Below are 18,307 nucleotides of genomic sequence, written 5' to 3'. Positions count from 1 at the left end.
GAAAAGTTTCAACTCTCATTCTGCGGAGAGTTTCAACTTTCTGTATTCGTTCCGTTCCAGGCCAAGCAGCTTTCTGCCCTTGCGGCGGCTGGCGTCAGCTGAGCGGACGGCGGCCAGATTGACCGGCATATAGGTCTTCTGCAGCGCCTTGTTCCCGTCGATCGAATTGCCCATCTTGGCCGAGATTGCCTCGACCGACGCGCCTCCGGCATTTGCCTCGACCGCGCCGGAACGCCGCATGTCCATCAGCCGCCGCTTCTCCGATGTCCCGAACACCAGCGTGCGCAGATCGGCAAAGTCGTCGACCAGAGAATCCTTGGTGTAAGGCACGCCCGCGCGCGGCCGGCCGCCCTTCGGGCCCGGCGCGAAACCGCGCGAGCGAAAGATCGGCGCATCGTCAAGCAGGGTGACGCCTAGTGATTCGACATAGGCCAGCACCAGGCGCTGCGTGCGTGACGACAGCGTGCCGAAAGCCGCCTCGCCACTCTTGCTGCGTGCAATCAGAAAACCCCATTCCTGTGCTGTCTGCATTGCCTGCGCCGGTGTGAGCGTGCGCACGTCGACGGGTGAGAAGCTCGTGTCCCACGCAACGGCGATGACGCAGGCCAGTCCGCGGTAGCCGGCGCGCCAGGCGCCCTTGACCATGCGCACCGCCTCGCCTGCCGTCCAGGTCTGGTGGCGCGGTGGTGGCGTCTGGCGGCGGATCGCCTGCGATGGGTCGGAGCCGGGCGGGCATAGCTTCATGCCGGCCATGACATTATAGAGCGAACGCCACGTCTTTACGGCACGGTAGGCGATGTCGACACCTTTGACCCGGAGCAGACGGCCATACCAGTCGTCGAGCAGCTCGAGGGTGATGTCGGCTGGCGGCAGGTCGGCGAAGTACGGCTCGATGAAGGTCCAGCCGCGTTCCCAATCCTCGCGGGTGCGCGGTGGCTTGCGCTTCCATGCATCCATGCGGCGATAGCGTGCAAAGGCGTCTCCGATGGAATCCTTTGGCCATACATGCAGGCGCGACGGCTCCCTGCCCTTGCGGAGTTCCTGCCAGCGGTCTTCCCACTCCCTGGCTATCGTCCAAGCCTCAGGCCCGTCGATTCCACAGGAAATGCATCTGAAGCCAGCTTCGACCATCTTCGGCGTCGGCAGCCAGTAGCCGTACCTGCCCTTACGGATGACGTAGTGCTTCAACTTGATCTTACCCAAGGGTCGCCAGCCTCGCTCTTGCAATGTCAATGCTAGACTGCCCGCCGGATCCCGATCCTGCAAGACCCGAGCGTCGATCGAGCCAGGAGTCGATCGCAACCATGTCGTAGTTGCCGGTGATTGGGCAGGCCTTGGGAAAGCCTTGATCCTGCAACGCGGGCAGCAATTCCATGAATTCCCGCAGCGTCAGGTGGAGATAACGCGCCGCCTTGACCGCCGGCACGAGCCGCGGCTGTACCGGGAAGCGGATAGATGACGGTTGTAATGTGTGGGTTTGGCTCATGGCACCAAAACTCTATCCACCGTCCATCGGGACAGCGGATGGGCGCTTGTCGTTGAGCGGGTGTGAATTTCGCCCGTGTCAGCACCTCCGCCGCACAGCATGCGATTTTCCTACTCCGTGATCTCGTTATTCCTGCATCGAGGGTGAATGAGGCTTAGAATAACGGCCTTTTTCCCCCATGCCTATTCGTCCAATCCTTAATTCGCAGAATCGGCGGCCACAGGGCGAGAATACTTATAATCGGCGGCTTCAAAGCCGCTACGCCCGGGCAACCCGGATACCCTCGGCGATGTTGACGCCACTACCTATCAGGTCGCCATCGTGCTCCTGCACGACGTCACCCAGGTGAATGCCAATCCGGAACTCAATGCGACGATCATCGGGCACCCCGGCATTGTGCTTAGCAATAGCGTTTTGACGCGCGCAGCGGACTGCTTCCACAACGCTGCTGAACTCGACGAGGCTCCCATCGCCGCGATAGACAGACGCGAGTGTTGCCTGCCGGTCGCCTGGACTGCCCCCCGCGCTCCCGCCCCACACAGGATGCCGGCAAGCAGACGCTGAGCCAGGCGCCTCCTCTCGGCTCGGGTGGAAATTGGCTACAGTGACAGGACACAAGCCTGCTCCGCCACTTACTCGACGCTGCTGAGGAAGGCAGCTTTGCCGCTGTCGCACGAGACTGCGAAGTTGTTTCCCCCTTCGTCGCCCGACGCGTCGCTGCTCTCATAATATCCTCTTGAAAGGCCCCGATATTCCCGAACTGGACGGCCGATGTTGCGGGCCAAAGAGCGTTAAAAAAACGAGGCGCCCGGACCAATCACATTGCCGAGACAGAAATTGCGCTGTCCGGGAATAAAACGCCGCTTGCCGTGGTCCTCCATGCATAAGCTGCTGATTGACCTTGAAGGAACACCACACTGCAAACCTACACATTGACGAGCACGACGGGGTCGGTCGGCGCATTCCAGGACCTCTGGAAGGCGAGCGGTCGGCCGCCTGCGGCCGGCTGACTCACCTGTCTACCGCAAGGTGCTGCCGCGGTCGGGATCGAACTCATGCGCTGCGGATGCGATATGGTCGTGAAATTGCTGCATTTCGAAAAGGATCTCGCCAAAGCGGGCGACATGTTCGTCCTGGCCCTAGCCGGCGCCGGCGCGATATCTCTCGACAGGGTGCTGAACGGCCTCGTGAAGCGCCGGCAACAGGACAGAGAGACGGTTGCGGCGCTCATAGCGGCCGGTAGGCCTCTCTCGGTCGGCGAAATCAAGCTTCCATTCTAAACCGGCCAATACGCCGGGCATCATACAACCCGCCCGCCCAATCGGCACCCAGCACACTGCCTTGTGACCTCACCTCAGGGCATACCTTGATGTTATCAGCGATTACCCGTCGGCCAAGGCACCGGTTTTGAAATTCGCTTGATGGCGTCCCTGCCCTTGCCGTTCGACTCCGTCGAGTCCTTGTGTGTCAATTTGTTGCGACGAGAGCTAGTCCCTGTCGTGCTGGTCCGTCTCGTCTCATCCCGTGGCTCTGCAAAAACCGTAGCAGCATGTTCGCAACCTGTTCACCCATGTTGATTTCACGAGTTTCCGACTGTCGGCATATAAGAGGGAGAGGTCCGATGGATTTCATGTTGATGGTGAACATTGCCGGCGGCATCCTTCTGGCCATCGCAATCCTCTCGGTGTGTCTCGTCGGATGGCTGTTTTACCGTTCGGGATCGACAATTGAGAGGCGAAAGCTGTGACAATGAAAAGTCCGCCACCGTGAGCCAGACCAGAAAACTCATATTTTAGCACCTGCGAAACAAAGCTCGCTATTCCGCGTTGAGGCTCGTCGAACAACGGAGCTTCACGAATGGATCCGGCAACTGCAGCTGTGATGATTTTGCTTTCTTGCAGTCCCGCCCAGGGAGTCTGCAAGCCACTCGATACATCACCGTCCATGTTCGGATCCCTTGAGACATGCCAGTTAGCGTTAGCCGTGAGGCTCGAGGGCGCTCCCAACGGGGAGATCGTGGGGCGATGCAGTTCGATTGATCCCTCCGCTACAGGTTCCCTTCCAGCCGGGTATAGCACGATTGTCGTCACGCGGGGCACAGGGGCGGGTGCGGTGAGCAGTCGCTACATCGTGCCACACAAAAACTGAAGCCAGCCACCGTGAGGCAGCACCGGCCCGTTCTCAGCACGTCAGCCGGAACGGGCCATGAGCAGAAGCAGCCGACTAGCTAAAATCGCAAGACGACCGAAGGACCACGTCGGCGATAGCACCGGACCCGACGGCGCCCGTGTCGCCAGTAACTACGGCAGACTCTTCTCCAGCCGCGCCGGCGGCGGCGGCGCCGGTAGTAGTAATCTGGGTCGTAGTCTGGGTCGTAATCTTGGTCGTAGTAGCGCCGATGGTTGACCGGCTCCACTTCCGCGTGAGTACCTTCGTTGTCGAAGGCGTCTGGCGCGTCGAGTTCTTCGAGAATGCCGCTTTTTGCCGCTGGAACACCGGCCAATGCGTTGATAGGCCGGACCGCGCCTGCAAAGGCTGCTGCCCCTGCAACCCCAAATATCGCTGTCAAAAAGGATCGCCGATCCATAGTAAACCTCCCAAGTTACATGAGCTGAACGAAGCGCCCCGCCTGCTGAAGGAGCAGGCCCAGCGCACGGTAAAATAGAGGATTTGCCAGCCGCTCAAGCAACTCGCGAATCCTATCAGCGCAGGAAGGGACCTGGCTGCGCCGATCCAAGACATGTCAGCTAAGGACGACCGCCATTACCAGAAAGGTAACGGCTGTTGCAAAAATCGGTGCGAGCAACCATCGCGCCTGGCCAACACTTTGATCCATTTGTTCTCTCCCGTTGTGGAGAAACAACAAGCTGAAGCCCAATCCGTTCCGCCTAGTCCAAAGGTAAGACCATTGCGTTGTACGGTCGGACTTTAGACCAATCGGATTAGACAAAGGTGCGTAGGCGGGAACGTTTACCCCGGTTCAAAGTTGGTTGCCGGGCAGTGCGGGACGATGGTCGTCGTGTGCCGGTCCTTGCAGGAGAGAAGATATGAAGATGCACTTTGTGAACACCGCCGCAGCCATGTTGCTCTTGGCGGGGATCGGCTCCGCCGCCGCTGACGACATTATCATCCAGCCGGAACAGGACACGGTCATCCGTGAGTATGTTAAGAAGCAGCCCTTGGCTTCGGTGAACCTTCCCGGCGTGGAATTGAACGTCGGGACAGCTCTGCCGGAAACTGTGGAGATCCACGAGGTCCCGAACGTCAAATACCGTTACGTGGTGGTCGACAACCGCACGGTCCTGGTCGATCCGGGTACCCGCAAGATCGTGAAAGTTTACGACTGAGATTTCGAACGAACCCACGCTCGCCACCCTTGGGTGGCGAGTGTGTGCATTCAAACGATACTCAGCCGGACAAATCGAATTGCCACTCAGCTGGACAATGAACATGACGAACCCTGAACTCGAGAGGACGCAAGCCCTGGTTGCCCGCTTGGCTGATCTCCAAGCAAGAATGCAGGCAGCACGTCTTGTTGGTGCCGAGGTAACAACCGTCCGAAAGGTTGCAGCCACAATCGATGACGGCTTGCGACAGGCCGGCCTCACACCGTTAGAAATCGCAGAAGGTCAAGGGGAACAGTTTAGCGATACTAAATGTTCGACTGGCTGTGGACAGCCGAACCGTACTCTCAGCAGATCAAGTCAGAGCAGCACGAGCCCTACTGAACTGGCCGCGTGTGCGACTTGCCGCCAAGGCCAATCTTAGCGAGATGGTGATCAGCGCTTTTGAGAACGGATACAGGAAACCGCGTCCCCACAACATCGCCGCCATCCGCAAAGCGTTTGAGGATGCCGGAATCGTTTTCACCGTCCAAGGCACTCCATCGCTAGCCCGCTCAGAAGGTGATAGCGGCCTAGCCGCCGATAATAGACGGTGGCGGGGCCGGGAGAAAAAAGGATAGCGGGGAAAAGCCCGTGTACCCACTGCACCCGATCTCTAAAGCGGCCGCTAACAAGGGCGGTTGTTCACTGACTTTGTGCTGGCGCTCACCTTTCTAAGGTGCCGCTCGAATATGGCCAGCTTCTCTTCGTAGCCGATCCGCACTCTGGACCTGCAACTATCGCATTTGAAACCGGCAATCGTTTTCAGCCAGGATCCCCTTCTCACCATACGGCGTGAACAGGAGGGGCATTGGAATTCTAAAGGTACGTCGCGCAGTTCATCCAGTGGAATGGGACAGGACCGGCAAAGCCTCGCGACCGAACTTCTCGAGATTAGACGGATCCGTTGGCCTTCCGCAGAGGCCATGGCATAAGATTCGAGCTCGATCAGCTGTCTTCCTTGCCCTTCTCTATAACGCGGACCAGCCGTTCTCAGCAGGCTTCGGCCACTCCACACTGTCTGAGTTTGTGTTCTGAACTGTGCCGCCCATCGCAGTTCCCTCCACCTCCAACAGGCTAATTACGGATTATAAGACCTGGGGAATCGATCTTTCAAGGTGGAATCCGCATTAGCGCTGGATGTTGCATCGCGGCGCGGAGGGGTTTTATTAGCTCCCCCTCATCTTGACGCTGGCGCCGGCTGCTCCAAAGTCTTGGGCATGGCTCGGGGAACTATCAAAGTTGGCGACGAGGTCGCAGTCACGGCGATTGTGCGCGGCCGCGTGACGCCCGATCGCATAAGCGTGACGATCCCCTCCTACGACTTCCCGCATTCTGTTGTCGATTCGACTTCGAAGGCTGTAATTGGCCAGCATATGGAATTGATCGGCCCTGTCACACGCATCGACGGGGACAAGGTAACCGTCAGCCTCCGGCCATTGGTGACTGTCGACGCCGAGCACGTGCGCCTGGTCGAAAGCCACGTGGCGCTTCCGCGAGCGCGAAAAAGGCCGCTCGTTGACAAAGTTTAACTTGCCTGCCCACCCAAGGAACGGCCAGTGAAACTTTACCCATCACATCGGCTCTGGTCGCCTCCCGCTAGCTGCCGGCGCGTTGCGATATCGGCGCAGTAGACGGGTTGGCATTTTCCGAACTTTCCGCCATGTCGTCGCGATGACGTTGGCGAAGGCGCTTCAGCAGATCGCGTGAGGCTTGTATCGCCCTGCGCGATTGATCCATGTTCTGGCGAAACGTGGCGCGTTCCTCCATGGATTTCTGCCACTTCAGCAAGGTGGCCGTAGTCGCAGTAGCGGCTTGAGCGATTTCTATGGGCGTTGCAACCATCGCATCCTCCCAAAAAGGCAATGGTAAACGCAATCTCTATAGGCCCAACGAAGCCCTTTCTCCAATTAAAAACGACCATACAGCATACGGCAAAATGGCTATTCGGCGGGCCGCTCGACGGCGGCTTCGTCGACCTCGGCTTCCATCTCGTCTTTGACGGTCTTGGTCTTACCAAAACCAGCCATCGCCACACCGTCAAAGCCCTGCAGCCACGCATCGGCATGTTCCTGCCAGTAAGCTGGCGCCTCACGCTCCTTGCCATCCTTGCGCGCTTGGGCGCCGTACATCCAGGCGTAGGTGGCGCGCTATTTCTTAGGCACGGCCATTTCCATCATCCTCCCAGAATTCCAGCAGCCTTGCGTGCCGCAGCTTCTCATCGCCTTTTCCTAAGAAAGGAGAGGGTCTGTGGACAGCTGTGGCTCTATCCGGCTGTAAGTTGCCAGACCGCTACGCTGGCGAGGGCAAGGCCCGCTGCGCCTTCGATTGCTCGCGATATGGTATCGAACAGCCGTGGCCTGCTGTCGAAAAAATGCACCAGGTGCTCCCGAAACAAGATCGACAGTACCGCCACGCTGGACAGCGTTAGGGCCACGCCCACCATCATGGTGATTGCGAACAGAATTCCAGCTCCCGGCACCCCTCTGGAAATCGCGAAGGTCATGACAAAAAGGGTCAGCGGGCACGGAATCAAACCGGCCATGACTCCAACGGCCTCGCCCTCATGCTTGTGATGGTGGCCGTGGCTCACCGAACGCCAAAGCATCCAGACGCCGATCAGCCCGAGCAGACCGCGACTCACACCCTCAAGCAGTGGTGCGCGTCCAACGCTGCCCAATGCAATCGAGACGAGCGGCAGGGAGAATACGGCGATCAGCACCGCTGTCGCCACGTGAGTGAAGGACAGCGTAATCGACACCAGGAGGCCGCGCGAAACCTTCGCATCCGAACCTGCAAGGTAAGTCGCCAAGACAGCCTTACTGTGGCCGGGCGTCAGAGCATGTGCCGCACCGAACAGGAGGCCCATCGGCAGAAAGGCAAGGAACGCAAGCCAATCACCGCCAACTGACAGCAGCTTTATCTGATCTGCGAGCGCCAGGTATATGGAGCGCTGAAATTCGACAAGCGCCTGGAACATCAGCCGAGACCGGCAAAAGCGAGTGGTTTCCGGCAGTTGTCAGTGCTGGTGGCCGTGATGTTCGCCCTGATCATGAGAGTGCGGATGCTCGTGCTCACCTTGGTCGGTCGAAAACCGGATGTTGGCAGCTGCGAGCGCCGGCATGTGTTCGAACAGTTCGTTCTCCAGCGCCGCCGTGATCTTGTTTGCCTCTGAGAGAGGCAAGGTTCCGTCGGCTGCAATAGCGATGTCGGCATGCAACTTGTGGCCAATCCAGCGGGCCTTGGCGTCGACAACGCGAGCACCCTGCACATGCGCAGCGGCATGCTGAATTTCGGCCATCACGCCCGGCTCGACGCCGTCGAGCATGCGGGTGAGCACTGAGCGCGCCGATTGCCAGACGATACCGAATATAGCGACCGTGATGAGAAGCCCGATGATCGGATCGGCCAGTGGAAATCCGAGCCAGACGCCCATGGCGCCGATGACCACTGCAAGGCTGGTAAGCCCGTCGGTGCGGGCATGGTAGCCGTCGGCGACGAGCGCCGCACTGTTGATTTCCCTGCCGATACGGATGCGAAACACCGCGACGGCCTCATTCCCGAGGAAGCCGACAATGCCCGCCGCGGTCAGCCAACCGAGATGAGTCACTGCCTGCGGACTGACCAGGCGCTCGATAGCCTGGTACCCGGCGACGATGGCGCTGAACAGAATGATCAGCACGATAATGATACCGGCCAGATCCTCTACCCTGCCAAGGCCGTAGCTGAAGGTCCGTGACGGCTTGCGTCGTGCCAGCATGAATGCGATCCAGAGCGGAATGGCGGTTGTGGCGTCGCCTATGTTGTGGATCGTATCGGCCAACAGCGCCACGCTGCGTGACACCAACACCACGGCCATCTGCAATGCCGCCGTCATGGCCAAGATGACGAACGACCATTTGATGGCCCAGATGCCGCGGTCAGTGGTTGCAATCGTTGCGTCGATGACCCCGTGCGTATGGCCGTGCGAGCCATCGTCATGAGCATGCGCGTCATGATCATGTGACCCGAAGCCGAACCAATCCAAGACGCGTGCGCCGATACTGGTCATAGGTATTTCGCCAGTTGCTTGAGCTCTGCCAGCGAGTTGCCTCCCGCTTCCGTGTCGATCAGACAATGTTCGATATGATCGTGGATCAGTTCTCGCTTTGCGCTGCTGATGGCGCTCTCCACTGCATGGAGTTGCTGCGCCAGGTCCAGGCAGGATCGCTGCGCCTCGAACATGCCAAGCACGGATGCAAGATGCCCCTGTGCGCGCTTTAAGCGCTTCACGATAGCCGGATGAGAACTATGGATGCCTTCGGACATGCCCACCGGTATCCCCCCGGGGAGGATGCGTCAAGTATGATGTGAGCGCAGATCGGCTCTTGATCAGCCACCCCGCAGAGCGTGTATCCATGGCGCTGAATGGTTCCGGAAATTGGAATCTAGGCTTGAAAGGGCTGGCCCCTGTGCAATACAGGAACCAGCCATTAAACCTACCAACTCAATGAACCGTCCAACTTTATGGGGTCAGTTCACGACCGGGCCTTTCTTTGCGTGGTGAAACTGAAGAAGCCCGTCGGTCGGATCAGCGGGCTTTGTGATGGATGGCCCGCGCCTGCTTCCGAGGCTGCGCGGGCCGACCATGACGAGTGAGGGACGCATCTTGGTCACCGGCCGGACCGCTGAAGAACGAGCCGGGTGTGACCGAACTGCCTTGGAGCGGGAATGTTCCCGGCTGACGCAAAAAGCCCGCCAGCATGAGCCGGCGGGCAATCGATCTGGAGTAGCTGGACTCATCCAGCATAGTTCAACGACGGCGGAAGGTTCGGTAGCAACCCGCGCTCGTCGCTCCCCAAGGATCCAGGGAGCGGCGAGTTGTTGCCCAGCGAGCGCGACACAGAAACTTCGCCGCGCCATGAAAGGACGGCGTGGAGCGCGCAAGCTCTGCAACAAGCTGCCGGCGCTCTGGGAGGTCTGTCCGCTTTTCGGATTGCCAGTGCCAGTCCAGACGAGCACCCTGCCTGGTGAGAGTAATCCCGCAATTGCCTGCGCTTAAGGCGGCGTAGGGCCGCCCATTGGGCGAGACTGGACTTCTAGACTGGAAGCCACCAATTCCTGCACCGCTTCGGGAACGGCCAACGGCACCATCTGCGCCGGATAGGGGCCGTCGATCCAGCCGTTCGCGGAGCGCTCGCTATCAGTTTGGCCGTTCAGGCTAGCCATTCGCGCCACTTCGCAGAAAGCCTCCCGGTTGGGCCTTATGCGGCACGTCCCAACCGAAATAAACCATGGCCGGCTAGGACGACGTCTGGAGAAACTGTTGCTCTCTCGTCGGCGTCTTCGAAAACGCTGTGATTATCGCCTCGAGCGATACATTCAAGGCGTTGGAAAAGGTCCTGCCCCTCTGCCAAATCGCCACGTAGTGATAGAGCGCGGACGGTTCCACTGGCCTTACTCCCAACTGAAACGCCGCGTACTCACGTGCGATGATCTCGTTTGTGATCGAAATGCCCAGGCCAGCCGAAACGTATCCGGCTTCGTGACCGTTGCAATCGAATTCCACCAGTATGTCCGGCTCAACGCCGGCGAAGCGCAAGGCATTGAAGTTCATCTGGTGGGCGGCAAACTGGGGATCGATATCGACGATCGTTTCGCCTGCCAGGTCTTGCGCCTCGATGCAGGTCTGTTTTGAAAAGCGGTGGTCGGGATGAAAAATGCATACGTTTCGTGCCGACCCAAGCGGCGCCCATTCAAACAAGCCTGGATCCAGAGGCAGTCTCGAAATTCCAAGATCGGCGCGGCCGGCCAGGATGTGTTCGCCGATCTGCTCGTAGCTTCCAGAAATCGACCGGACATTCGAAGCGGTCTGTGAGCGGATAATCGCCACGACCTTGGGCAAGGTCACGAAACCGAAAACAGAGGGCGCGGCAATCGCAATCCGCTGCTTTTCCTCGTTCTTCATAGCGAAGATCGACGCGTCCAGGCGATCCAGCGACGTCAGGGCCAGTTCTACGTTTCGCAGGAGTTCCCAGGCTTCCTGCAAGGGGACGATGCGGTTGGCTGATCTCTTGAAGAGTGTGATGCCGAGCGTGGTCTCAAGCTGCTTCACATGTTGACTGACGGCCGGCTGGCTTATCCCGAGCGCAACCGCCGCCCGCCTAGTCGAACCGGCCCGCAACACTTCCCGGAAGACCTTCAGCTGACGGAGCTTGAGGTCGCTCTGCAATAACTCCATTCCCTGCGCGCCTTTCCCTGATAACCACCCGGCGGCAGACAACGCCAACCTGGGGAGCAACGAACTGCCTCAGTATATAACGACGCGTTATAGATAAAATAATAAAAGTTATAGATTGAGTGTGTAATTTCAAGCGTTAGAATTGGCCAGTATCTCAAATTAACTGCACATTAGAAATATAACAACTCGCAACCTTGGGTTATATGGCTTGGTCTCGGCAATAAAGACCGGCGTATCCTGCGGCAATTGCGAGCCGAGGAAAGCGCCCCATGGGTGGTTTTACTACTCAGTTTGTTGTCGCACTTACCGTGACCATAAGCCTGGCTCTTGTCAGCGGCTGCCTGGGTACGGCATTCGGGCTGTTTTTGGCGATTTCGAAGGGCACGGCAAAGCCGCGCCTCAACGCGGTCGTGGCCGCCTACACCACAGTCGTCCGTGGTGTACCAGAACTTCTCGTTATCCTGCTCATCTACTTCGGCGGAACCACGCTCGCCAGCAAGATCGCCGGCCGGTATGTCGAGGTGAACGCATTCACCGCAGGGGTTATCGCGCTCTCGGTCATTTTCAGCGGTTATGCGACCGAAGTGTTTCGCGGCGCGATTGCGGCAGTGCCAGCGGGCCAAACCGAAGCGGCAAAGTCGCTTGGGCTGAACGCCTGGCAGCGCTGGATGTTCGTCATCGGTCCGCAGATGCTGCGGCTGGCGCTGCCTGCCTATGGCAATCTCTGGATTTCGCTCTTCAAGGATACCGCACTGGTCTCGATCGTCGGCCTGACCGACATCATGCGCGTTGCGTATGTGGGGGCCGGATCCTTGCGCGCACCATTGACTTTCTACCTTGCGGCCTCCGCTCTCTATCTCTCGCTGACCACCGTCACGTTGCTGTCGATCCGGCTGACTGAGCGGCGCTATCCGGCTCTCGGCCGGTAGGAGGGAAGGCCCATGAACCTCGGCTTGATATTTGACGCAGTGGTTGTCTTGCCTTCGGGCGTTGGTCTCACTTTGACCCTGACGGTCTTGTCGCTGACGGCCGGATTTCTTCTTTCCGTGCCGCTGGCCTTCATCCGCGCGTTCGGACGTCCCGGCTTCTCGCTCGCGGTGCTCGCATACACCTATGTGATCCGCGGAACGCCGATGCTGGTTCAGCTCTTTCTGCTCTACTACGGCCTCGCTCAGATCGAGGCGGTGCGAACAAGCATCTTCTGGGTGATCCTGCGCGACCCCTTCTGGTGTGCCCTTCTGACATTTTCGCTGAACAGCGCGGCACACACCACCGAGATCCTGTGCCGTGGTCTCCAGTCCGTGCCTAAGGGTGTCACCGAGGCGGCCACTTCTCTCGGCTTGAAACGCTTCCAGATCGCTCGCCTGGTCACCTTCCCGATCGCTTTCAGGATATCGCTCCCGGCCTACGGCAACGAGATCGTCGGGATGATCAAGGGCTCGTCGCTCGCGAGCACCGTGACGCTGCTTGAGATCACCGGCATGGCGAGACAGATGGTGTCGACCACGTTCGCGCCGTACGAAATCTTCATCGTCGCCGGAGCGATCTACCTATCGCTCACCTCGATCGCGGTGAAAGCGATCCAGTTGCTGGAGCGATGGCTGTCGACCGACGGCCATCCGGTTCGCCGACGAAAGGCGCGATTGCGCCCCGCCCTACCTGACCCAGAGATCACGACGCCCCTGCCCTGACGCCCAGGTTCTGGGCTCCCCTTTCCATCCAACCAACGAAGAGGTGCATCATGCGCATACCCCTGGCTATTGCTGTTTCTATCGTATCCCTGATGTCGGCAGTCCCGGCGAGCGCGCAAAGCGAGCGCGTCATATCGATTGCCGCTGAAGGCGCCTCGCCGCCCTGGGACGGCACCGACGCGAACGGTCAACTTTACGGTTACGATATCGATGTTGGACAGGAGCTGTGTCGTCGCATCGAGATCAAATGTACCTTTGTCCCGCAGGATTGGGACGGGATCATCCCGGCACTGCTTGTCGGCAAGTTCGACGTGATCATGTCTGGCATGGCGATCACGGAAAAACGCAAGCAGTCGATCGCGTTCTCGATCCCCTACGCCACCGGCTTCAACCAGTTCGTGGTGCGCAAGGACCTGGGTCTCGTCGCCGGCGACACCAAGGAAAAGGTCAACCTTTCGACCATCGGCGACAAGGAAAAGGCGACCATCGAACGCCTCAGATCGACACTCGCCGGCAGGGCGATCGGGGCCCTGCGCTCGTCGAATTCGGAAGCAGTCGTGAAGGAAATGCTGGGCGATGTCGTGACCATTCGAAGTTATGACAGCCAGGACAACATGAAGCTCGATCTTGCCGCGGGTCGCATCGACGGCGGCCTCGCCGACTATTTCACCTGGCGCGATTTTCTGGAGACGCCTTCCGGTTCGGATGTGGTGTTTTTCGGCCCTGAACTTAATGGCGGGCTCTGGGGGCCGGGCGTCGGCGCCGGCTTGCGCAAGGACGATACGGAGTTGCTCGCCAAGTTCAACGCCGCCATCGACGCGGCCACGAAGGATGGAACGATCAAGGCGCTGAGCCTGAAATGGTTCAAAAGCGATATCTCGCCAGCCATCTCGCAATAGAGGCAACCGACTTCGACATTGACGAGGTGCCGGCCGGAACGCCAGCGCCCTCCCCTCCTTCAAGGCGAGCTCCATGAAAGACCAGTTCTGCGCGGTCGTTACCGGCCAATCCCTGATCAAGCACGACATCCGTGACCTCAAAGACGAACGCTTCATCGCGGTTACGGATTTCCTGCGCCAAGGCGACGTCGTCTTTACCAACTTCGAGTCGACGATCCTGGGCAAGCACGGCGGGTGGCCGACCAAGGGCAAATACTTCGGATATTCCAGGGCTGAAGTGCTCGACGCATTGCAGGCCATCGGTTTCAACGCGCTTGCTCTGGCAAACAACCACGCCTTCGATCTCGGCGCCGGCGGTATCCTCTCGACCCTGGAGGAAGTGGAAGCACGCGGTTTCCTGCATGCCGGCATCGGAGCCGACGAGACTGACGCCAGGAAACCGGGTCGCCGCCGGCTGGGCGCGCGCGAGGTCGCGCTTCTTGCGATGGATGCAGGCCCCGGCCCGACCAGCATGTATGCCGAAGACCGAACGGCCTTCCGGCCGGCTCGGCCCGGCGTCAATCGCCTGAACACCGTTCGCAAGATAGGGGTGCCTGACGGACATTTCCGGCGACTGGCAAGGCTGGGCGCTCATTTGCAAAGCTCCCCGTTTGAATTGGCCAACTATGCGCAACCGGAGGACCCGATGGAGGTGGCGGCCGGCAAGGAGATCAATTTCTACGGCACCGTGTTCACGCAAGCCGCCGATTTCGGCCGGCTGATCGAAGTCGATCAGTGGAGCGCGAGTGTCCATTTGTCCGCCATCCGGCACGCGGCGGCACAAGGCTATTTCGTCATTGCCTATCTGCACCACCATCATTGGGAACCAGGTTGGCAGGACGTGCCCCGCTGGGTGCAGACCTTTGCGCGGATGTGCATCGACGCCGGCGCGAACCTGCTCGTCAGCCACGGCGCTCCGGTGCTGCAGGCCGTGGAAATCTACAATGGCTCCCCGATCTTTTACGGCCTCGGAAACTTCCTATTCCACGTCCACCCCGACGAAACCGAATGGAACCCACCGGAAGTCTGGCAAAGCATCGTCGCCGCGTGCCGCTATGATGCGGGCGGAAACCTCGCAGGCATAGATCTCTTGCCCGTCGCGATCGGTTCGGACCCTCAGTCTCTCGGATCGGCAACAGGCAGACTGGTGCCCGTCGCCGTGACGGGAAGCGCGGCGAGAGAGGTCCTCGAGGGATTCGCGACCCGCTCGCGGGCGTTCGGGGTCGAAATCGAAGTGTCCTCGGCTTGCGGCCGCATCGCCGTGCCCGCTGCACGAAAATTCGGCTGACAAGCCGCCTGCCCTCAGGGCGTCTTTAATTCAGCCGGCGCGGATTCGCCGGCTGTCTCGCTATCCGCCTTTGTGTCCATCACGGCCAGTTCTTCTCCTAACGCTGTGATTAGGGACGAGACGCGACCGCGCACACGCGGCGGAAGTTTGACAAGCCCCTCGATCAGGCGCCGGCCCTCCGCGCTGGCAATGAAATCCAGGCGCTCATCGACCGGGAGGGGCCGCGCCTCGACGCGGGTCTCATCGTTTCCCGGCAGGCCTTCGAAGAAGCGGCTGACAGGAACGCCGAGCGAGCTGGCGATCTCGTAGAGCATCGAAGCGCTCACGCGATTCCGCGCGTTCTCATATTTCTGGAGCTGCTGGAAGCTGATGCCTATCGATCGGGCAAGCTGGGCTTGCGATACGTCAGACTGGACGCGAACGGTCGCAATCTGCCTGCCGACATGCTGATCGGCGAGATGAGGGTCTCTGTCGATATTTGGCTTCGGCCCCGTCCGAAGGAGGACGGAGCGTTGCTGTTTCAACAAGGCCTTTCGATCCTCCACTAGTCAGCCGAACAGAGAGTCTGTCGCTACGCGCCGGGCTCTTCGCACCGATGTGATCTGCAGGTCGAATCGCCACTAAAAATACCTTATAGGGTTCAAAATTACCCTATTGGTGGCAAAGAAAATCTGCCTGCCGATTGTGGACTTATGGTCAGTCCACGACAGATTCGAGCCGCACGGGCTTTGCTTGGTTGGTCGCAGCAGGAGCTTGCCGACCAAGTCAATTGTGTCTTTGAATGCGTTGGTCCGGTTGGAAAACGGCACGGTAGATTCCCGGATCAGCACTTTGCAGGCCATTGAGGCGGCTCTGATAAAAGCAGGTGTCGAATTCTTGTCCGCTGGTCAAAAGGGTGAAGGTGTTCGGCTCTTAGATCCTCAGGTTTGAATGTCCCGTTGGCGGAAGGACAGGTCTCGTAGCTGCAACCGCCACAACTACCCCCCGGCGGGTGACGAGAGGCAAAGTCGTGATATTGTCGGAATCAGCCATGATCCGAGTTTCCTGAAGCTTGGTTGTGGTCAGGCTGGGATGCCCCCCCGACGCACGTCCCTCAGCCGAGTCCAAATGTGAGCCCCTGCTCCTATGAAACTTTGGAAGCAGAAAAACTATGTGAGCGATTTCATATCACATGAGCCATAAGTGATCAACTTGAAATTAGATGATATGAAAGAAATTATGGGCGCCCAGATCAGAGGAGCGCGAGGATTAATACGTTGGAGTGCCGAAGATTTGGCCGATGCGGCGAGCGTGGGAGTAGCCACAGTTAGGCGCGCAGAAGCTGCGGATGGCGTCCCTCCAATCACAATAGCAAATCGGAATGCGATCCGTGGTGCCCTGGAAAGGGCGGGCATCGAGTTCATTTCGGAAAACGGCGGTGGCGCTGGCGTGCGCTTGGCGAAACGGCAATAGCGAACAAGGCGCAGCTTCGAGCGATCGTCTAAATCTCATCGCCGACGTCCGCTTGCTTTTTGCACTAGGTGCGGCCATCCGCACAGGTGACATTGAACGACTGAAAAGGGGCCGGAGAACGAACATGACGTAATCGCGGGAGCGGTGGCCACCTTCGATGTGGCGGCGATGTTCGAACCTCTAGCCGGCTGGCTGTCCCCCGATAGGATGAAGAACGGGCTCACGATCGACACCGGGCCCAGGCATCGAACGGAGGACAGCCATGGAACAGTATATCGGTCTCGACGTATCCATGAAAGAGACGGCAATATCGATCCGGCAGGGCGGCAAGAGGATTTGGCGGGGCAAGTGCGCGTCCGACCCGCAACTGCTCGCGGCGGTGATCCGCAAGCGCGCACCGTATGCCCGGCGGATCGTGTTCGAGACGGGGCCGCTGATGGGGCAATCCTCATTGGCTCGTCCAAGGCGCGCCTGTCAGGCCCAATCCAAAAGTATAGGCTATACCAACGTGCAATGGCACTTCGTTCTTTGAACGGGCATCTGTCTGGGCATCATAAGCAAATGAAAAGGAGAGAGGTCATGATAAGGATTGCCATCTCAAAGCTTGGCATTCGGCGAGCAGGCATCGGGATGTTTGCAGCAGCCACGCTCCTGGCTGCCGCCGGCGGTTCGACACCGGGGCTGGCGCAGACTGCCCCGACAACAGTCGTTCTTGTCCATGGCGCATTCGCCGACGGCTCGTCTTGGGACAAAGTCATTCCACTGCTTCAGGCAAAGGGCCTGAACGTTGTCGCGGTTCAAAATCCGCTGACCTCGCTTGCCGACGACGTGGCCGCCACGCAGCGCGCCATCGCGCAGCAAAAAGGCCCTGTCATTCTGGTCGGCCATTCCTGGGCAGGGACCGTTATTACCCAGGCCGGCAATGACGACCACGTCAAGGCGTTGGTCTATGTCGCCGCTTTCTCTCCTGGCGATGGGCAGTCGACGTCCGATCTCAACAAAAATTACCCGACCCCGCCCGGATTGGCGCACCCGCAGGTTGATGCCGGGGGCTTTCTGACGCTGTCGCACGACGATATCGCCAAATACTTCGCTCCGGATGTTCCGAAGGCGGAGTCCAATCTGATCGCGGTCACACAAGGCCCAGTGCGCGGTGGGAACTTCGACGAGAAGGTGACGACGGCGGCTTGGAAGTCGAAACCGAGCTGGGCAGTGGTCACCAAGAATGACCAGATGATCGATCCCAAGCTGCTTGCAGACAGCGCGAAGACCATGAACGCCCATGTCAAAACCATTGCGTCCAGCCATGTCCCGATGCTGTCGCACCCAAAAGAAGTAGCCGCGGTCATTCTGGAAGCGGTCGAAGCCGCCAAATGACATCTGGCAGCGGGGGCAGGTAGGGCGCTTCCTCCCGGCCAACAGGAACCTGCCGAGGCGTCAGGCAGATCGTCGCGATCATAGCGCGACCTGGCATTGCAGAACTGAAAGCGCAGCGGGCGCCTCGACACCCGCTGCGCTGACGTCACGTCGCGAAACCGAATTCTAAAGGCCAGACATCTGCGCGCGGGGTGTGGCCCGGCTCCAGCGCCGACACCCGCACATTGCGTTTCGCAATCAGGCGTCGAACCAATCCAAAAGTATGACCGATACCTGGTGCAATAGCTGGTGACCGGCGCGCCGAAGCGCCGATCGCCCGCAACTGAAATGTGCGAGGCATTCGTCATGAACCCGGACAAGACTCGGTAGTGTGCTGAGAGTTCTGCAAATTCGCTGAGAGAGGGCGGTCATGGCAGGCTGGTGATGTTCAACGTCACCGATTCCCTGGAAGGAACGCCACCATGACCAAGAC

The 18,307-nt window shown here is 59.3% G+C and carries 19 protein-coding genes and 3 pseudogenes; 12 read left to right on the top strand and 10 right to left on the bottom strand.

What is annotated here, in order from left to right:
* Positions 1-15 precede the first annotated feature (15 nt).
* The 3 genes and pseudogenes from NKH22_RS18760 to NKH22_RS18750 form a co-directional block, all read right to left on the bottom strand.
* Positions 16-1,203 carry a site-specific integrase gene (locus tag NKH22_RS18760; protein ID WP_050588517.1) on the bottom strand — a complete coding sequence of 396 codons (1,188 nt, stop codon included), beginning with the start codon at positions 1,201-1,203 and terminating at the stop codon, positions 16-18.
* The gene (locus NKH22_RS18755) at positions 1,196-1,486 is read right to left on the bottom strand and encodes a hypothetical protein (protein WP_023690232.1); all 291 of its coding nucleotides are present in this window, start codon (positions 1,484-1,486) and stop codon (positions 1,196-1,198) included. Before NKH22_RS18755 ends, NKH22_RS18760 begins: the two co-directional genes overlap by 8 nt.
* A 261-nt stretch (positions 1,487-1,747) precedes the next feature.
* Positions 1,748-1,960: pseudogene (locus NKH22_RS18750) on the bottom strand (nucleotidyl cyclase domain-containing protein); the annotation flags it as partial.
* A gap of 608 nt (positions 1,961-2,568) precedes the next feature.
* Here NKH22_RS18750 and NKH22_RS18745 point away from each other — a divergent pair.
* From NKH22_RS18745 to NKH22_RS18725, 5 genes and pseudogenes are all read left to right on the top strand, one after another.
* Positions 2,569-2,766 (top strand): annotated as a pseudogene (locus NKH22_RS18745) (DoxX family protein); the annotation flags it as partial.
* Positions 2,767-3,107: 341 nt separating this feature from the next.
* Complete coding sequence (locus NKH22_RS18740) at positions 3,108-3,233, top strand: hypothetical protein (RefSeq protein WP_023690236.1); 126 nt, start codon at positions 3,108-3,110, stop codon at positions 3,231-3,233.
* 651 nt (positions 3,234-3,884) lie between these two features.
* A complete protein-coding gene (locus tag NKH22_RS18735; RefSeq protein ID WP_352910473.1) occupies positions 3,885-4,151 on the top strand; it encodes a hypothetical protein in 267 nt (88 codons plus the stop codon).
* Positions 4,152-4,533: 382 nt separating this feature from the next.
* Positions 4,534-4,833 carry a DUF1236 domain-containing protein gene (locus NKH22_RS18730; RefSeq protein ID WP_023669226.1) on the top strand — a complete coding sequence of 100 codons (300 nt, stop codon included), beginning with the start codon at positions 4,534-4,536 and terminating at the stop codon, positions 4,831-4,833.
* 323 nt (positions 4,834-5,156) lie between these two features.
* Positions 5,157-5,450 (top strand): helix-turn-helix domain-containing protein, encoded by a 294-nt coding sequence (locus NKH22_RS18725; protein WP_081731668.1) that lies wholly within the window; start codon positions 5,157-5,159, stop codon positions 5,448-5,450.
* 1,018 nt (positions 5,451-6,468) lie between these two features.
* Here the strand turns inward: NKH22_RS18725 and NKH22_RS18720 are convergent.
* From NKH22_RS18720 to NKH22_RS18695, 6 genes are all read right to left on the bottom strand, one after another.
* Entirely contained in the window at positions 6,469-6,714 is a 246-nt protein-coding gene (locus NKH22_RS18720; protein ID WP_023723634.1) for a hypothetical protein, read from the bottom strand.
* Positions 6,715-6,812: 98 nt separating this feature from the next.
* Positions 6,813-7,001 carry a hypothetical protein gene (locus NKH22_RS18715; protein WP_023699951.1) on the bottom strand — a complete coding sequence of 63 codons (189 nt, stop codon included), beginning with the start codon at positions 6,999-7,001 and terminating at the stop codon, positions 6,813-6,815.
* A 134-nt stretch (positions 7,002-7,135) separates the two neighbouring features.
* Entirely contained in the window at positions 7,136-7,849 is a 714-nt protein-coding gene (locus NKH22_RS18710; RefSeq protein WP_023690239.1) for a HoxN/HupN/NixA family nickel/cobalt transporter, read from the bottom strand.
* A gap of 39 nt (positions 7,850-7,888) precedes the next feature.
* Positions 7,889-8,920, bottom strand: coding sequence for a cation diffusion facilitator family transporter (locus NKH22_RS18705; RefSeq protein ID WP_023694080.1), 1,032 nt, complete (start codon positions 8,918-8,920; stop codon positions 7,889-7,891).
* A complete protein-coding gene (locus tag NKH22_RS18700) occupies positions 8,917-9,177 on the bottom strand; it encodes a metal-sensing transcriptional repressor (protein ID WP_023684828.1) in 261 nt (86 codons plus the stop codon). Before NKH22_RS18700 ends, NKH22_RS18705 begins: the two co-directional genes overlap by 4 nt.
* 973 nt (positions 9,178-10,150) lie before the next feature.
* On the bottom strand, positions 10,151-11,089 hold the full coding sequence (locus NKH22_RS18695; RefSeq protein ID WP_023690241.1) for a LysR family transcriptional regulator: 939 nt from the start codon (positions 11,087-11,089) through the stop codon (positions 10,151-10,153).
* 269 nt (positions 11,090-11,358) lie between these two features.
* Here NKH22_RS18695 and NKH22_RS18690 point away from each other — a divergent pair, with 269 nt between their 5' ends.
* The 4 genes from NKH22_RS18690 to NKH22_RS18675 all read left to right on the top strand — a co-directional run bounded on the left by NKH22_RS18690 (position 11,359) and on the right by NKH22_RS18675 (position 15,006).
* On the top strand, positions 11,359-12,018 hold the full coding sequence (locus NKH22_RS18690; protein WP_023683618.1) for an ABC transporter permease: 660 nt from the start codon (positions 11,359-11,361) through the stop codon (positions 12,016-12,018).
* A 12-nt stretch (positions 12,019-12,030) separates the two neighbouring features.
* Complete coding sequence (locus NKH22_RS18685) at positions 12,031-12,780, top strand: ABC transporter permease (RefSeq protein WP_352910470.1); 750 nt, start codon at positions 12,031-12,033, stop codon at positions 12,778-12,780.
* A 50-nt stretch (positions 12,781-12,830) separates the two neighbouring features.
* On the top strand, positions 12,831-13,679 hold the full coding sequence (locus tag NKH22_RS18680; protein ID WP_023690243.1) for a transporter substrate-binding domain-containing protein: 849 nt from the start codon (positions 12,831-12,833) through the stop codon (positions 13,677-13,679).
* Between the two features lie 73 nt (positions 13,680-13,752).
* Positions 13,753-15,006 carry a CapA family protein gene (locus NKH22_RS18675; RefSeq protein ID WP_352910467.1) on the top strand — a complete coding sequence of 418 codons (1,254 nt, stop codon included), beginning with the start codon at positions 13,753-13,755 and terminating at the stop codon, positions 15,004-15,006.
* 14 nt (positions 15,007-15,020) lie between these two features.
* On the opposite strand, the gene NKH22_RS18670 is transcribed toward NKH22_RS18675, so the two are convergent.
* Positions 15,021-15,533, bottom strand: a complete 513-nt coding sequence (locus NKH22_RS18670; RefSeq protein ID WP_081740608.1) for a helix-turn-helix domain-containing protein — start codon at positions 15,531-15,533, stop codon at positions 15,021-15,023.
* A gap of 679 nt (positions 15,534-16,212) precedes the next feature.
* Here NKH22_RS18670 and NKH22_RS18660 point away from each other — a divergent pair.
* The 3 genes and pseudogenes from NKH22_RS18660 (at position 16,213) to NKH22_RS18650 (ending at position 17,835) form a co-directional block, all read left to right on the top strand.
* Positions 16,213-16,458 (top strand): hypothetical protein, encoded by a 246-nt coding sequence (locus tag NKH22_RS18660; RefSeq protein WP_023804518.1) that lies wholly within the window; start codon positions 16,213-16,215, stop codon positions 16,456-16,458.
* 262 nt (positions 16,459-16,720) lie between these two features.
* Positions 16,721-16,894, top strand: a pseudogene (locus NKH22_RS18655) (IS110 family transposase); the annotation flags it as partial.
* A gap of 143 nt (positions 16,895-17,037) precedes the next feature.
* Positions 17,038-17,835 carry an alpha/beta fold hydrolase gene (locus NKH22_RS18650; protein ID WP_156936044.1) on the top strand — a complete coding sequence of 266 codons (798 nt, stop codon included), beginning with the start codon at positions 17,038-17,040 and terminating at the stop codon, positions 17,833-17,835.
* Positions 17,836-18,307 lie beyond the last annotated feature (472 nt).

This window comes from Mesorhizobium sp. M1252 (assembly GCF_040318265.1).
Taxonomy (GTDB): domain Bacteria; phylum Pseudomonadota; class Alphaproteobacteria; order Rhizobiales; family Rhizobiaceae; genus Mesorhizobium.
The sequence above is the reverse complement of the archived record's forward strand: the minus strand, read 5'-3'. Positions and strand labels throughout refer to the sequence as shown.

Coding starts and splice junctions, on each gene's coding strand:
- NKH22_RS18755 (WP_023690232.1), bottom strand. CDS start 1,486: ATGAGCCAAACCCACACATTACAACCGTCATCTATCCGCTTCCCGGTA.
- NKH22_RS18735 (WP_352910473.1), top strand. CDS start 3,885: ATGGTTGACCGGCTCCACTTCCGCGTGAGTACCTTCGTTGTCGAAGGC.
- NKH22_RS18660 (WP_023804518.1), top strand. CDS start 16,213: ATGAAAGAAATTATGGGCGCCCAGATCAGAGGAGCGCGAGGATTAATA.
- NKH22_RS18675 (WP_352910467.1), top strand. CDS start 13,753: ATGAAAGACCAGTTCTGCGCGGTCGTTACCGGCCAATCCCTGATCAAG.
- NKH22_RS18740 (WP_023690236.1), top strand. CDS start 3,108: ATGGATTTCATGTTGATGGTGAACATTGCCGGCGGCATCCTTCTGGCC.
- NKH22_RS18715 (WP_023699951.1), bottom strand. CDS start 7,001: ATGTACGGCGCCCAAGCGCGCAAGGATGGCAAGGAGCGTGAGGCGCCA.
- NKH22_RS18680 (WP_023690243.1), top strand. CDS start 12,831: ATGCGCATACCCCTGGCTATTGCTGTTTCTATCGTATCCCTGATGTCG.
- NKH22_RS18685 (WP_352910470.1), top strand. CDS start 12,031: ATGAACCTCGGCTTGATATTTGACGCAGTGGTTGTCTTGCCTTCGGGC.
- NKH22_RS18730 (WP_023669226.1), top strand. CDS start 4,534: ATGAAGATGCACTTTGTGAACACCGCCGCAGCCATGTTGCTCTTGGCG.
- NKH22_RS18710 (WP_023690239.1), bottom strand. CDS start 7,849: ATGTTCCAGGCGCTTGTCGAATTTCAGCGCTCCATATACCTGGCGCTC.
- NKH22_RS18695 (WP_023690241.1), bottom strand. CDS start 11,089: ATGGAGTTATTGCAGAGCGACCTCAAGCTCCGTCAGCTGAAGGTCTTC.
- NKH22_RS18705 (WP_023694080.1), bottom strand. CDS start 8,920: ATGACCAGTATCGGCGCACGCGTCTTGGATTGGTTCGGCTTCGGGTCA.
- NKH22_RS18720 (WP_023723634.1), bottom strand. CDS start 6,714: ATGGTTGCAACGCCCATAGAAATCGCTCAAGCCGCTACTGCGACTACG.
- NKH22_RS18700 (WP_023684828.1), bottom strand. CDS start 9,177: ATGTCCGAAGGCATCCATAGTTCTCATCCGGCTATCGTGAAGCGCTTA.
- NKH22_RS18650 (WP_156936044.1), top strand. CDS start 17,038: ATGATAAGGATTGCCATCTCAAAGCTTGGCATTCGGCGAGCAGGCATC.
- NKH22_RS18690 (WP_023683618.1), top strand. CDS start 11,359: ATGGGTGGTTTTACTACTCAGTTTGTTGTCGCACTTACCGTGACCATA.